12 protein-coding genes and 1 pseudogene are annotated in these 15,927 nt (G+C 43.2%); 2 read left to right on the top strand and 11 right to left on the bottom strand.

Annotation, left to right across the window (positions count from 1 at the left end; all coding sequences use genetic code 11):
* Positions 1-57: 57 nt before the first annotated feature.
* From bamA to rimO, 8 genes are all read right to left on the bottom strand, one after another.
* Complete coding sequence (gene bamA, locus ACEWB7_RS05455; protein WP_312317048.1) at positions 58-2,565, bottom strand: outer membrane protein assembly factor BamA; 2,508 nt, start codon at positions 2,563-2,565, stop codon at positions 58-60.
* A 38-nt stretch (positions 2,566-2,603) separates the two neighbouring features.
* Positions 2,604-3,959 (bottom strand): RIP metalloprotease RseP, encoded by a 1,356-nt coding sequence (rseP, locus tag ACEWB7_RS05450; RefSeq protein ID WP_034702634.1) that lies wholly within the window; start codon positions 3,957-3,959, stop codon positions 2,604-2,606.
* Between the two features lie 3 nt (positions 3,960-3,962).
* The gene (ispC, locus tag ACEWB7_RS05445) at positions 3,963-5,159 is read right to left on the bottom strand and encodes a 1-deoxy-D-xylulose-5-phosphate reductoisomerase (RefSeq protein WP_411580481.1); all 1,197 of its coding nucleotides are present in this window, start codon (positions 5,157-5,159) and stop codon (positions 3,963-3,965) included.
* Positions 5,160-5,984 (bottom strand): phosphatidate cytidylyltransferase, encoded by an 825-nt coding sequence (locus ACEWB7_RS05440; protein ID WP_312317042.1) that lies wholly within the window; start codon positions 5,982-5,984, stop codon positions 5,160-5,162.
* Between the two features lie 5 nt (positions 5,985-5,989).
* The gene (gene uppS, locus ACEWB7_RS05435; RefSeq protein WP_312317040.1) at positions 5,990-6,742 is read right to left on the bottom strand and encodes a polyprenyl diphosphate synthase; all 753 of its coding nucleotides are present in this window, start codon (positions 6,740-6,742) and stop codon (positions 5,990-5,992) included.
* Positions 6,743-6,749: 7 nt separating this feature from the next.
* Entirely contained in the window at positions 6,750-7,304 is a 555-nt protein-coding gene (gene frr, locus ACEWB7_RS05430) for a ribosome recycling factor (RefSeq protein ID WP_005235283.1), read from the bottom strand.
* Positions 7,305-7,383: 79 nt separating this feature from the next.
* Entirely contained in the window at positions 7,384-8,112 is a 729-nt protein-coding gene (pyrH, locus tag ACEWB7_RS05425; protein ID WP_004786170.1) for a UMP kinase, read from the bottom strand.
* 46 nt (positions 8,113-8,158) lie between these two features.
* Complete coding sequence (gene rimO / locus ACEWB7_RS05420; RefSeq protein WP_004786172.1) at positions 8,159-9,502, bottom strand: 30S ribosomal protein S12 methylthiotransferase RimO; 1,344 nt, start codon at positions 9,500-9,502, stop codon at positions 8,159-8,161.
* A gap of 350 nt (positions 9,503-9,852) precedes the next feature.
* Here rimO and glnL point away from each other — a divergent pair, with 350 nt between their 5' ends.
* Together glnL and glnG are read left to right on the top strand one after the other, a co-directional pair.
* Positions 9,853-10,962, top strand: coding sequence for a nitrogen regulation protein NR(II) (glnL, locus tag ACEWB7_RS05415; protein WP_034170313.1), 1,110 nt, complete (start codon positions 9,853-9,855; stop codon positions 10,960-10,962).
* Complete coding sequence (gene glnG, locus ACEWB7_RS05410; RefSeq protein ID WP_004786175.1) at positions 10,949-12,430, top strand: nitrogen regulation protein NR(I); 1,482 nt, start codon at positions 10,949-10,951, stop codon at positions 12,428-12,430. The genes glnL and glnG overlap by 14 nt, the downstream gene beginning before the upstream one ends.
* Before the next feature lie 56 nt (positions 12,431-12,486).
* Here glnG and ACEWB7_RS05405 read toward each other — a convergent pair whose 3' ends face one another.
* The 3 genes and pseudogenes from ACEWB7_RS05405 to mnmG form a co-directional block, all read right to left on the bottom strand.
* Complete coding sequence (locus ACEWB7_RS05405) at positions 12,487-12,813, bottom strand: hypothetical protein (RefSeq protein ID WP_125278344.1); 327 nt, start codon at positions 12,811-12,813, stop codon at positions 12,487-12,489.
* Positions 12,814-12,889: 76 nt separating this feature from the next.
* Positions 12,890-13,813: pseudogene (locus tag ACEWB7_RS05400) on the bottom strand (ADP-ribosylglycohydrolase family protein).
* Between the two features lie 146 nt (positions 13,814-13,959).
* A complete protein-coding gene (gene mnmG / locus ACEWB7_RS05395; RefSeq protein WP_208461710.1) occupies positions 13,960-15,840 on the bottom strand; it encodes a tRNA uridine-5-carboxymethylaminomethyl(34) synthesis enzyme MnmG in 1,881 nt (626 codons plus the stop codon).
* Positions 15,841-15,927 lie beyond the last annotated feature (87 nt).

Here is a 15,927-nt window from a genome sequence, read left to right as displayed (position 1 = left end):
TGCTCACAAAACCTGATGGCTTCATGAGCAAAATTTGTATTTAAGATCAAAATCTTCTTAGAAAGTACGCCCAATTTCGAACTGAACATTTTGAGTTTCATCACCGTCTTTATCATTCAACGGGTATGCATAGCTCAGTGATAATGGGCCAATCATGGTAATCCAGGTGAAACCAGCACCTACGCTATAACGCATATTGCCTGCATCGAAACCAAAGTTATCCTTACAGTATTGCTTTGCATCTACATCAGTATTTTGTGGATCAAGATATAAATTTCCACGAGGTACATCACACTGAGTATCAAAAACTTGTGCTCCCTCTGCAAAGAGTACTGGACGAACCTGACGTGCCCAATCTCCTTTAAATGGTACAGGAAGGACTAACTCAGTACCAAACTGAACTAAAGCATTACCACCCACTTCTTCTGGACCATAGTCTTGTTGTCGTGATTCATTGTATGTTACACCTGGATACTTAGGGCCTAAGGTACTATTTTCATAACCACGTACTGAACCATAACCACCGGCATAGAAGTTCTTATAGAAAGGCAGGTCATTACCATAACCTAAACGACCATAACCACGCAGAACAAAGTCTTTGCCTAATGGGAAGAAAGCCTGAGCATCATAGGTGAGCTTTTGATATTCCACATCACTTCCTGGCAAGGCAATTTCTGCATTAACACGATGTGACATACCTGTGGTCGGGAACATTGGACGGTTCAAGGTATTATAAGACCAACCTAGATTCAGGTTATAGGTTAAGAAATCACCTTTAAACTCATCAGGAAAAGAGATCCATCCTTCATTATTAGGACCACAGGTGCCATCTTCGCTATTCAGCAAACCTTCTGGACAGTATCTACCTGGACTTCCTGTTTCCTTACCGCCATTTGCTAGCAAATAATCACGTACATATGTAGATACGTATGGCCCTGTGGTAACTTCAGTCTGGTCTATATTCAGACCCAGGCTTACACTCTGATTCTCATCAATTGGATAACCAAAATTAATACCACCACCAAAACTGTCTGTAACATAATTATTTACGTTGTAATTATCATCAAGCTTTGTTTTACGGTAGTAAAGATTATAACCGCGACGTACACCATCAATCGTGAAGTACGGATCCATTACACTCAAATTATAGTAATCCTGAGTTTCGGAACGTGACAGGTCAATCGAAACGCTGTTCCCTGTACCCAGGAAGTTAGTCTGACTTAATCCAGCCTGGAACGTTACACCACCACTTTGAGAGAAACCAACAGCTAGAGTACTTGTACCTGAATGCTGCTCTTCAACTGCCACATTCAAATCAATCTGATCTGGTGATCCTGGAATACGAACAGGTTTGATATCAACTGTTTTAAAGAAACCAGTACGCTCTAAACGTACTTTAGACAGGTCAATCTTCTCATTGCTTGCCAGCGCACTTTCCATCTGGCGCATTTCACGACGTAATACTTCATCGGCAGTTTTAGAGTTACCTGTGAAGTTGATGCGACGTACAGTCACTTGCTGACCCGGATTAATATAGTAGTTCAGGTCAACCTGTTTAGTTTCATTATTAATTTGAGGTACAACATTTACTTCAGCATAATAATAACCAGCATTACCATATTTACGTAGCAATAGCTGCTTGACCGCATTCACTCGTTCCTGAGAGTATGTGTCGCCTTCTTTATACAACTGCAAAGCTTGCAGCTCTTCAGGTTTATAAAGCGCATCACCCAGGAATTTGGTTTGTCCAAACTTAAACTGTTCGCCTTCATTGACTGAAACCTCAATAAAGACATTCTTTTTATCTTCACTCAGGTTCAGACTTGAATTGGTAATATTGAAGTTGATGTAACCGCGGTTCAGATACATCGCACGTAAAGCTTCCAGGCTCGCAGCCATTTTTTCACGTGCATAACGGTCATTACGCGAAATGACAGAACTCCAGCCACTTTCTTTAACAGCAAAGGCTTGCTTGATATCTGATTCTTTAAAAACAGTATTACCGATAATATTGATATCAAAAACTTTAGCCGCTTTACCTTCAACAAAATCGATCAGCACTTCAACGCGGTTGTTTGGTCGAGGTGTCGTTGTTACCGTAATATCAGCATCATAACGACCTTGCTGCATATATTGCTGTTCCAGCTCGGTTTCGACTGTTTGCAGTGCAGATTTCTTCAGCACCTCACCTTCAGCCAGACCCATTTTTTTCAGGCCTTCTTCCAGTGCTTCCTTTGGAATCAGTTTATTGCCTTTCAGCTCGATTTTTGAAATTACTGGACGTTCTACGACCTGGAATACCAAGGTATTGCCCTGTTGAACGGCTTTAATGTCATCAAATAGCCCAGATGCATACAAGCTACGAATCGCATTGGCAATGATCGGATCATTCACCCGGTCACCACTGTTGATTGGCACCAAGCCGTACACATTTTCTGGAGTTAAACGTACCAATCCATCAAATTTTATATCTTGTACAATGAAGTCTTCTGCCGCATATACTTGTTGTGCTACTGCCATTGCACTAACGAGTGCCAAAGGCATAAATAAATGTGTGTGCTGCATGCCAGTCTTTTCCGCTGTTAATTATTTCATTTACGTTATTATAAACGCATAAAGTCATTAAATAATGCCAAAAGCATCATACTGCCGAGCAGTACCATACCAATTTTTAATCCAACCAATTGTATTTGTTCAGAAACAGGTTTACCACGAATTAATTCGATAAAATAATAAACCAGATGTCCGCCATCAAGCATTGGGATTGGCAATAAGTTTAATATCCCTAAACTTACACTCATTAGCGCCATAAAGGAAATAAAAGTTTCCCAACCCATTTCCGCGCTTTGTCCCGCAACTTTAGCAATGGTAATCGGGCCAGAAAGATTATCCAGACCAATCAGACCACGTACCATTTTGACGATCGAGTTCAAAATCATTGAAGACAGATGTGCTGTCTTGTCAAAGGCCATCACCATCGCCTCAACAGGCGTATAGTGAATTGTCTGTTTATATTCAGCAGGAATTGTCACCTTGCCCGGATCACTTTGAACTCCGAGCATACCGGTTACATTCCCCATATTGTCACGTTTGCCTTGCGGCATGACCTGAAGATGCACGACCTGATTACCACGTAATACATCTATCTTAAGTAATTTTTCTGGTGATGCCTGTACAACCTGTACCACATCGAACCAGTCTTTCATCTGTACACCATCAATGGCCAGAATCTTGTCACCTTCTTTAAGACCCTGACGAATGGCTGCACCATCTTCACTCAGTTTGCTCACCACAGCCGGAATTTCCGGACGATATGGCAAGAAACCTAGTGTATCAAGGGGTGACTGACTTTGATCTTTAAGAAAGTCTTGAATTGGTAACTGGAATATCTTGTTTTCACCCGCACGGTCTGCCTGGATCGAAACCACACCAGTTTCACCCACACGATCCACCAAGGCATAACTCAGTTTTTCCCAAGTTTCGACTTGTGTACCATCTACAGCGACAATCTTGTCACCAGGCTGCATCTGTACAGTGGCTGCAGGTGTGTTTGGTAAGACCTTACCTACACGAGTATTCAGCTGTTCTTGTGCAGGTAAAAAAAGTACCCAAAACAGGACAACGGCTAAAAGCAGGTTAATGAGAGGCCCCGCAGCAACGATGGCAATACGTTTCCAGGGATGCTGACGGTTAAAGGCTTTAGGCAAGTCTTCTTCTGCCACACTGCCTTCACGCTCGTCCAGCATTTTGACATAGCCACCCAAAGGCAAAGCTGAAAGCTGATATTGGATACCGGATTTTTTGGAAGTCCATTTTAGGAGGGTTGGCCCAAAGCCAATGGAATAGACCAGTACTTTAACGCCCAGTTTACGTGCCACAATGTAGTGACCAAACTCGTGAATCGCAATTAAGGGACCGAGTAATAGGATTGCGGCTGCAATAATAAACAAGGCGTTCATGTCTTAACTTCCTTTATTCACAACATATTGCTGTGATAAACCTCGTGCTGTGTGATCTGCATGCAGGATAGTATCCAGATCGTGTGCTGGTTGATTGTCCATCTGGTTCAGGACAGTTTCAACCACCTGAGGAATTTGGGTAAATCTGATTTGCTGATTTAAAAATGCAGCAACTGCAATTTCATTGGCCGCATTCAAAATTGTAGGCGCAATTCCACCACTCTTCATGGCTTGACGCGCTAATTTCAGTGCCGGAAAACGAACCACATCCGGTTCCTGGAAATTCAGTTGTGAATGCTTAAACAAATCAAGAGCCGGGATATGGGTACTGATCCGTTGTGGCCATGCCAAAGCATGTGCAATTGGCGTGCCCATATCCGGGTTGCCCATTTGTGCCAATGTTGACCCGTCCACATATTGCACCATGGAATGAATAATACTCTGTGGATGCACAACAACTGTAACAAATTGTTCTTGAACTGCAAACAAATGACACGCTTCGATAAGTTCCAGTCCCTTATTCATTAAAGTAGCGGAATCTACGGAAATCTTTTGCCCCATTGACCAGTTAGGATGTTTGCAGGCTTGAGCAGGTGTCACATCATGCAATTGTTCAAGCGAATGGTTCAGGAATGGACCGCCAGAAGCAGTCAGTAAAATCTGATGAACACCGAGCTTAGGTTGACCATTACGTTCGGCATCAAAGTAGTTTTGAGGCAGGCACTGGAAAATTGCATTATGTTCAGAGTCGACAGGCAATAATAATGCACCATAATCTCGCGCGGCTTGCATCATGATGTCGCCGGACATGACCAAGGCTTCTTTATTAGCCAATAGGACACGCTTACCCGCTTTGACTGCAGCCAAGGTAGGAAGCAGGCCTGCCGCCCCGACAATTGCTGCCATTACGATATCAACATCCGCATGCTCTGCAACTGAAATTAAGCCTGCTTCGTTCTGAAGAATTTCGATATCTGATAAGCCCTGCACTTGTAGCAACTGAGAAAGCTCATCGACTTTATTTGCAGGCACTACAGCCACTTTAGGACGGTACTGCTGACAGATTTCTGCCAGCTCAGTAATACGACTTTGCGCTGTCACAGCGAAAACCGAGTAAGCTTCAGGATGTTGCTGCAAAATTTTTAAAGTACTTTGACCAATTGAACCTGTAGCACCCAGTATACAAACAACTTGTGACATTTATAAATCTACGCCAATAAGTTTTAAAACATATATGCCTGTTGCAAAGATAGGAGCTGCAGCAAGCAAAGAATCAATACGATCTAGTACACCACCATGACCCGGCAAAATACGGCCCGAATCCTTGATTCCAGCACGACGCTTAATCATGGATTCAAACAAGTCACCTAGCACTGAACTAAATACGGTAATAACAGAAAGGATCAGGAATAGACATAGCTCTGGCCAGGTCATATCCAGATAAAGTGAAGCGACGGCAACCACGATGAGCATGGAGGTAAGAATACCGCCGTATAGACCTTCTATCGACTTGTTTGGGCTGACATTTGGTGCGAGTTTTTTCTTGCCGAATTTGCGTCCAACAAAGTAAGCGCCACTGTCTGCACCCCATACCAGCAGGAACAGGTACATCAACCACCATGGGGAGTTTAGCCAAACCGAGAAGATTGCTGTAACAGCAGCAGAAACCAGTACAATCCCGATGCCATGCAAGCTGACATTGTACCAGCCATCATAATCAGGATAGGTTTTAACCCAGTAGATACTCAGTAACCAGGTCAAAATAGATGCCGACCACAATAATAAGGCTACATCCCAATAGTATAAAGCCAGTGCAGATAAGGCTGCAGTCAACAGACCATAGCCCCACGCTACTGGCTTGATTATATTTTTACATTTTCGCGGCATGAGTTTAAACCACTCATAGCCTGCCACCCCGGCAGCCACAACCATCAATGCGAACATTGGATATTGTGATTTGGTCGCAAACATACAGCTCAGTACGACTGCGACCAGCACCAATGCGGTTATAATCCGCTCAAACATGTGTATTAATTCTCAAGTCTTTCTTGAAGAATCTGCTCTGATGTTTTACCGAAACGACGTTCGCGCCCGCCAAATACAGCAAGTGCATCATCGAATTCCTCTACGGTAAATTCTGGCCATAAGGTCTCAGTAAAATACAGCTCTGCATATGCTGCCTGCCAGAGCAGGAAATTGGACAGGCGGAAATCTCCACCGGTACGAATCAGCAGATCAACAGGCGGCAAGTCACTCAAACTAACATATTGACCGAACACATCAGTATCAATTGCTTCAAGATCTAATTTATTTATTAAAACATCCGCAGCAATCTGCTTCGCAGCTTGTGCTATGTCCCACATTCCACCATAGCTGATTGCAATGGTAAGCGTCATACTATCGAAATTAGCAGTCATTTGTTCTGCTTGCAACATCAATGCTTGCAGTTCAGGAGATAAACGCGACCGATCACCAATAAAACGTAAAGCAATATTAAATTTTTGCATACGTGGCAACTGTTCATGAATCGTGTCTTCCAACAACTTCATGAGCAGGTCGACCTCATATTGGGGACGGTTCCAGTTTTCGCTAGAGAATGCAAAGACCGTTAAAGCCTGGATATTTCTTTTTCTACAATGTTCAACAATCGGGTCTAGAACCGTTTTTCCTTCACGGTGTCCATCGCCTTTCTGCATCTGATTTTTTTTGGCAAAACGATTGTTGCCATCCATGATGATGGCAACATGTTTTGGAAGACGGGAATTTTCTTCAGAAGCGGTCATTGATGAATTAAACCTTCATCAATTCAGCTTCTTTCGCAGCCAAGCGCTTGTCAACTTCAGCAACAAATTTGTCTGTGATTTTCTGAATTTCGTCAGATGCACGACGTTCGTCATCTTCAGAAATTTCTTTTTCTTTCAATAATGCTTTGATGTCACCCAATACATCACGACGGATGTTACGGATCGCAACTTTGGCATTTTCAGCTTCGTTACGTGCAACTTTCTGCATGTCACGACGAGTTTCTTCAGTCAACGCTGCCATTGGTACACGGATCGCGTCAGCAGTAATCGGGTTCAAGCCAAGATCAGACTCACGGATCGCCTTATCAATTGCAGCAACCATTGAACGTTCAAATGGTTGAACCAGCAATGTACGTGAATCTTCCACACCTACGTTTGCAACCTGGTTCAATGGCACATCAGAGCCGTAGTAAGGAACCATGACGCCGTTCAAAATTGATGGATGCGCACGTCCGGTACGAACTTTTGCGAAACCATGTTCTAACGAGTCAAGAGACTTATTCATACGCTCTTCTGCGTCTTTTTTAAGATCGTTAATCATATGATCTTCCTTACTTAATTCTTAAAAGATGTATTTACTAAATTAGGAGGTAGTATAAAGGGCTTTGTAGCTCACGTCATTAATTGGTGACGTGAGTTCCTTCTTTTTCACCCATCACCACTGAAAGCAATGCGCCAGATTTGTTCATGTCAAATACTTGAAGTGGTACATTATGGTCACGACATAAGCAGATCGCAGTTAAATCCATGACGCCCAACTTCTCGTCCAGCACCTGATCAAATGTCAATGTGTCGTATTTTACGGCATCTTCGTATTTGCTTGGATCTTTGTTATAAACACCATCAACCTTAGTAGCTTTCAGGATCAGGTCAGATTCAATCTCGATACCACGCAAGCACGCTGCTGTATCGGTGGTAAAGAACGGATTACCTGTACCAGCAACAAATACGCAAACTTCACCTTGAGTCAGGTGACGGATCGCATCGCGACTAGAATAAGATTCAACCACTGCACCAATCGGCAATGCAGACATCAAACGGGTCTTAATATTACGGCGTACCAAAGCATCGCGTAATGCCAGACCGTTCATGACAGTTGCCAGCATACCCATCTGGTCACCGGTTACACGACCAACAAGGCCATCTTTTTGCAACTGGCTACCACGGTACAGGTTACCACCGCCCACCACGATACCGACTTGTACACCCAAACCTACGAGATGCGCAATAGAAAGTGACATCTGATCGAGCACTTGTGCATCGATACCCATGTCCTTGTTCCCTGCCAGTGCTTCACCAGATAGCTTTAGCAGGATGCGACCAAATCGTGGCTTTTTAGAATCCAACATCATCAAACTCCAAATTATTTAATCTAAATTCTTTTAATTCAAAATCTTAAGCAGACTTGATTGAGATCAGCTTGGCAAATAAATCATATTCATCTGCATCGGTGATTTCGACTTCAAGCAAATCTCCTGCCTTAATCACACTTTTGTCGATATCTTCAACAAAAACATTCCCATCAATTTCAGGCGCATCCGCATATGAGCGTGCTACAGCAACCGGGAATTCTTCTTCCAGGTCATCGACCAGCACCGTCATTTTCTGGCCAATACGTTTTTGCAGTTTCGCTGCTGAAATCTCCTGCTGAACCTGCATGAAACGTTCATAACGCTCCTGCTTGATCTCTTCCGGCACATGATCTGGAAGATCGTTCGCTGTCGCACCTTCGACTGGTGAATAAGTAAAACAGCCCACGCGATCTAGCTGTGCTTCTTTCAACCAGTCCAGAAGCATCTGGAAATCTTCTTCAGTTTCGCCCGGGAAACCCACCACAAATGTAGAACGGATGACCAGGTCAGGACATTTCTCACGCCAAACTTTTAAACGTTCCAGTGTATTTTCACTGTGCGCTGGACGTTTCATCAGTTTCAGGATTCTTGGGCTGGCATGCTGGAATGGTATATCCAGATAAGGCAGGATTTTGCCTTGAGCCATCAAATCGATTACGGCATCTACGTGTGGATATGGATAGACATAGTGCAGACGCACCCAGATGCCCAATTGACCCAGTGCTTCACACATGTCATAGAATTTGGTTTTAACTGGCTGACCGTTCCAGAAGTCCAGTTTGTATTTGGTATCGACACCATAAGCAGAAGTATCTTGGGAGATCACGAGTACTTCTTTGACACCTGAACGTTTCAGTGCTGCAGCTTCTTCAAGCACAGAACCAACTGGACGGGAAACCAGATCACCACGCATACTTGGAATGATGCAGAAGGTACAACGGTGGTTACAGCCTTCTGATATTTTCAAGTACGCATAGTGTTTCGGAGTAAGACGAATGCCTTGCTCAGGAACTAAATCAATAAATGGATTGTGTTTTGGCGGTTCAGGGACATATTCATGTACCGCATCCATCACTTCTTCATATGCCGCTGCACCTGTCACTTTCAGGACATTCGGGTGCATTTGGCGAATTTTATCTTCGTCTTTTCCTAGACAACCTGTTACGATGACACGACCATTCGCGCTCATCGCTTCACCGATGGCATCTAAAGACTCTTGTACTGCAGATTCAATAAAACCACAGGTATTTACTACTACTAAATCAGCACCGTCATAATCCGATGCGACATCATAACCTTCAGTCTTTAACTGAGTTAAAATTCGTTCAGAATCTACCAATGCCTTAGGACAACCTAAAGATACAAAACCGACTTTGGGGGACTTCATGAATCTGCGCTCCACTAGAATGCGCGTATTGTATGTCTTTTCGCATCATAAAAATAGTTGAAATGGCCACTCTTTGCATCACGCACTAAAATAACGCCATAAAATATTCAATATAAAAGCTTATGCACCAAAATGAATCATTTTAGGTTTACAGCCTCAATTTAATCCGTTATACCTGAGTTTGATTGTGCATCCCCGTCAGATTTCGTGCATTTTTCAGCAAAATTTTAACAAGAGTTCTAAAGTTGGCGTGCATCTTGCTTAATTTGCCTCAAATCTGAACTTTGAAATTGTTATTTTGCTTTATGAAGATGCCATTGCGCCATTTTAATACAGGAAAACCACCGCTAATGGATCAGCCTCTTTCCATCGACTATCGCCTTTTGGTGGACAACCTGACCACTGCCATTATGCTGGTTGATAGTCATCTGAATATTTATTACTTAAATACAGCCTGCGAGGCCATGTTTGATGTCAGCCTGTTACGCGCATCAGGCACGCCGGTATTAAATATACTGCAAGCGCCAACAGATGAATTCAATACTGAAGAATCTCTCTATAACACACTGCATACTGGCCAACCTTATACTCGCCGTGAGGCGACGATCATCGTCAACTTTAAAGACATTCATGTGGACTATACGGTTTCCCTGCTCAATGCGGGCAAGCCAAATCATCCTTTATTGCTGATCGAGCTGAATCAGCGTGACCGTATGCTGAAAATCTCACGTGAAGAAAACTATATCCAGCAGCACCAGGTTGCGCGTCAGTTGATTCGTGGCGTGGCACATGAGATCAAGAATCCACTCGGTGGCATTCGTGGTGCAACCCAGCTTCTGGCACGTAGCCTTGAAGATCCAAAATATAAAGAGTTCACTGACATTATTATTAGTGAAGTGGATCGCCTGAGAAATCTGGCAGATAGCATGCTCGGTTCACGCCAGTTACCCAGCTATGAAATGGTTAATGTGCATGAGCCTTTAGAACGCGTCCGCTCACTGATTGTGAATCAGACTAAAAAGAAAATTAAAATTACCCGGGACTATGACCTGTCCCTGCCGGAAGTTCTGGCAGATCGCGATCAGCTCATTCAGGTCATGCTGAATATCTGCGTAAATGCCGTTCAGGCGATGACAGAAAACAAGGATTTCTTTATCGAGCATCAACCGGAACTCATTTTAAGAACCCGGATTCAGCGCCTTTATACCATTAGTGGGGTGATTCACCGATCTGTGGTTCGAATCGACATTGAAGATAATGGTCCTGGTGTTCCAGACGATATTATCGAAGCCGTGTTCTACCCGCTTGTGACCAGCCGTGCCAAAGGTACCGGACTAGGTCTCAGCATTGCTCAAAATATTATGCATCAACATAACGGAATGATTGAATGCCAGTCAGTTCCAGGAAAAACCGTATTTAGCTTATTTTTACCTTGGGAGTCAGATCATGTCGCGAAATAAAATATGGGTGATTGATGACGATCGTGCCATGCGTTGGGTACTAGAAAAAACATTTAAAGAAGAAGGTTTCGACGTTACTAGTTTTGAAGAAGCCCAGTCAGCACTTGATCAGTTGGGCGTAGATGCACCTGATGTGATCCTAACCGATATCCGTATGCCAGGTATTGATGGTCTGACCTTTTTAGGCAAGGTGAAAAATACCAATCCTGATTTGCCGGTTATTATTATGACGGCGCATTCGGATCTGGAATCTGCTGTATCCAGTTATCAAACAGGTGCTTTTGAATACCTGCCAAAACCATTTGATATTGATGAAGCATTGGCACTGGTCAATCGTGCGATTTTACATATCACCAAATTACAGCAGCAAGAATCTGCCAAATCTGCACCAACCATTCAATCGACTGAGATCATTGGTGAATCGCCTGCCATGCAGGAAGTCTTCCGTGCCATTGGTCGTTTGTCTCAATCACACATTACCGTGCTGATTAATGGTGAATCCGGTACAGGTAAAGAACTGGTAGCGCATGCCCTACACCGCCATTCACCGCGTAGCAATAAACCGTTTATTGCACTGAACATGGCGGCTATTCCAAAAGACCTGATAGAGACTGAATTATTTGGTCATGAAAAAGGTGCTTTTACCGGTGCAAATACGCAACGTCAAGGCCGTTTTGAACAGGCCAACGGCGGTACGCTGTTCCTGGATGAAATTGGCGACATGCCTTTTGAAACACAAACGCGTTTATTACGTGTCCTTGCAGATGGTGAATTCTATCGCGTTGGTGGTCACATTCCGGTTAAAGTTGATGTACGTATTGTGGCTGCAACGCATCAGGACTTGGAAAAACTGGTACATGACGGCCGCTTCCGTGAAGACTTGTATCACCGTCTAAACGTGATTCGTATTCATATTCCTAAACTGGCGCATCGCTCTGAAGATATTCCGATGCTGGCACAGCACTTCTTGGCGCGTGCAGGTAAAGAACTGGGTGTAAATCCTAAAATCTTACGTCCTGAAACTCAGGAATATATGCAGAAGCTGCCTTGGCAAGGGAACGTTCGTCAGCTTGAAAATACCTGTCGCTGGCTCACAGTGATGATCACAGGCCGTGAAGTTTATCCAGAAGATCTGCCACCTGAATTAAAACAGATTCCAATTCAGCAGCAAGACCCGGGTGCTCCAATTCCAAACCCGAATCAGATTGCGCCGCATCACTGGGATGAATTACTGGGTCAATGGGCAATCCAGAAACTGAAAAACGGCGAAATGAAGCTGTTAGATGTGGCTACACCAATGTTTGAACGCACACTCATTAATGCTGCACTACAACAAACTCGTGGTCGTAAGCGTCATGCTGCGGAGCTTTTAGGTTGGGGACGTAATACCCTCACCCGCAAGCTGAAAGAGCTCGGCATGGACAGTGCAGATGACGATGAAGTAGAAGAAGTCGAAGGCCAGGCCTGAAATTAAAAAAGCACCCTTGGGTGCTTTTTTATTGCTTATATATAATAATGAGATTCTTACACTGTTAAACCGATATAACGTGAATAACCTGCTGCACCCAAATCAGACTTTAAAATCAGATAATTCGGATAAGTACTTGTGGCGATTTCTTCGAACATGTTGACGATGTCATCATTGGCATGCAGTTCATCCACTGTTTTTCGCATAGTTTGCTCAAATTCATCGGTGATGTATTCAAAGCCGATATCCATGGCAATAAACAAGGTATGTTCACAGGGTTGAACATACTGCTCTTCTTGCCAATTAATGATGTCTTGATGGCAATGAGGGCAAGCGATGTTGTCTGTGGCTTGGATATCGAGTTCAACGAGTTGGTATGGCATTGGAATGATCTAGATGTGGAACTTTTGAATATTTTAGCAAATCCCAACATCATCGCAGTCATTCTTTAGAAAATTTCTACAACCATTGCACAAGCAATTCTTCCACCATTTCTTTACCTCGTAAATGATTCATCCAAGATGATGGAATTGCATCTACACCATAATATAAACCAGCTATACCACCCGCCACACATGCAGTCGTATCTGTATCATTACCCAGCGCAATTGCTGTCTTAATCACCTTTTCATAATCGCTAGCTTGTAGTGCGTAATATGCCGACTTTAAACAATCTACGACATAGCCAGTACCTGTCGGTCGATCCCAGTCATCACTTAAAATATGGTGCTCAAGCTCATCTAACGCACCATTCTGATCACTCAATTCACGCTTGAGCATTTCAATTGCTTCTATCCATGAATCTTGAATAGAACAACCATCTAAAATTTTACTTACCCATAAACAATATAATGCACAACATAATTTAGAACGGATATGCGCATGAGTCAGATGTGATTGTATAAATGCCGCCTCTATTAATTCACGATTAGAGCCTTGATGCCAGAGCGCTAAAGGCAATACACGCATCAGCGCACCATTACCATTGGCATATTCATCATTTTTCGCAACTTGATTTAACTAGATACCCGATTGATAATGATGTATCGCATCAACCGTTTGAATTTCCACATCGAATACCTGACCATCGACAGCCATATAACCTGATTGGTACCAATCGCAAATCCGTTGCATAAAATCTTCAGGATTGAGTTTCTTTTGATCTAACAATGAGGCCAACAAACATAATGCTTGTGCACCATCATCTGACCACGTTCCAATTGGAAGACTGGCATAAGTCCGCGCAAATCCTTTTGGGGGAATCATATCAATTTGTTCAATATCAGGCAGCTGGCTCGGCACTTTAAACTCATAAGGCACACCTACCGCATCACCAACAAGTAAACCGTAAATCGCACCCCGTATGTATTTTTCTCTATCCATGTTTTAGCTTCATTGTTGTACATTTCCCACAATTAACATAGCAAAATTACTGAATTTATTCATGAAATAATTGATTTTTTAATTTTTTTTAACTTCATTAAATATAAAAAACCCGCATTACGCGGGTTTTTTATCACTTCAAAATCTTATGCAGATTTTTTCGCTTGGGCATTCTTACGAATCGTAATCATCACCAATTGAACTGCCGCAGGTGTTACACCCGGAATACGGCTTGCTTGAGCCAGTGTTTCAGGACGAATATCTTTTAACTTCAATGTAATTTCACGAGAAAGACCTGAAACAACATCATAGTCAAAATCAGCAGGAATCTTGGTTTCCTCTAAACGTTTCATTTGTGCAACGTCTTGATGCTGACGGTTGATATAACCTTCGTATTTCACCGCAATCTCAATTTGATCACCCACTTGTGGTGAAACTTCAGAACCTGTGAGCTCTGCAATTTGAGCGAAAGTGATGTTTGGACGTTTTAACAAATCAATTGCAGAACATTCTTTAGAAAGATCCGCACCTGTCATCTCAACGAATTTTTTACCCATTGGGTTGTTTGGTGCAGCCCAAAGATGTTGTAGACGACCTGTTTCTTTCTCTACAGCTTCCATTTTTTCACAGTAAGCTGCCCAACGTTCGTCATCTACCAGACCCATTTCACGACCGATTGGTGTTAAACGTTGATCCGCATTGTCTTCACGTAACATCAAACGGTATTCCGCACGTGAAGTGAACATACGGTACGGTTCTTTAGTACCCAAAGTAATCAGGTCATCAACCAGTACACCCATGTACGCTTCATCACGTTTTGGTGTCCATTGTTCCTGATCCCATGCACGACGTGCAGCATTCAAACCTGCAAGCAGACCTTGTGCCCCCGCTTCTTCATAACCAGTAGTACCATTAATCTGACCAGCAAAGTACAGGTTATTGATCGCTTTGGTTTCCAAAGTGAACTTCAATGCTTGCGGGTTAAAGTAATCGTATTCAATCGCATAACCCGGACGAAGAATGTGTGCATTCTCCATACCACGGATTGAACGCACCAATTCAAACTGAACATCAAATGGTAAAGAAGTTGAAATACCGTTTGGATAAAGCTCATGTGTATCCAGGCCTTCAGGCTCAAGGAATACTTGGTGTGAATCTTTATCAGCAAATTTATGAATTTTATCTTCAATTGATGGACAGTAACGTGGACCTACACCTTCAATCACACCAGTGTACATCGGTGAACGGTCTAAACCGCCACGAATGATCTCATGGGTACGTTCATTGGTATGCGTGATGTAGCAGTTCACCTGTTCAGGGTGCATAGACACATCACCCATAAATGACATGGTTGGAGACGGGAAATCACCCGGCTGCGGTGTCATGACAGAGAAGTCGACTGAACGTGCATCAATACGTGGCGGTGTACCTGTTTTTAAACGACCTACAGGTAAGTTTAACTCACGTAAACGATGTGCCAATAAAATTGAAGGAGGATCGCCAGCACGACCGCCTGAAGCATTGTTTAAGCCAATGTGAATCACACCACCTAAGAATGTACCTGCAGTTAGCACCACAGTTTTCGCATCAAAGCGAATACCCATTTGGGTCACGACACCTTTAACAGTATCGCCTTCAACAATCAGGTCATCTGCTGCTTGCTGAAAGATATCCAGATTCGCTTGATTTTCTAAAGTCTCACGAATCGCTGCTTTATAACGAACACGGTCAGCCTGCGCACGAGTTGCACGAACTGCTGCGCCTTTACGTGAATTCAGAATACGGAATTGAATACCGCCTTTATCGGCAGCCAGCGCCATCGCACCGCCCAAGGCATCAATTTCACGCACTAAATGTGATTTACCGATCCCGCCAATGGCCGGGTTACAGCTCATCTGCCCTAAAGTCTCAATGTTATGAGTTAAGAGTAATGTCTGTCGACCCATACGTGCTGCAGCCAGTGCTGCTTCCGTACCTGCGTGACCGCCACCGATAACAATGACATCGTATACTTTAGGATAGTGCATAGTGGTAAATAGAGAGATAGAAAAAGGATAGCTGAACATTATAGCAAACTTCCTTCCAAAGTTGACAAAATCACTTGAATTTATCCT

Origin of the sequence: Acinetobacter sp. NIOH-H-8 (assembly GCF_046635365.1) — a bacterium.
Classification (GTDB): domain Bacteria; phylum Pseudomonadota; class Gammaproteobacteria; order Pseudomonadales; family Moraxellaceae; genus Acinetobacter.
This window is presented reverse-complemented; position numbering and strand designations above follow the sequence as displayed.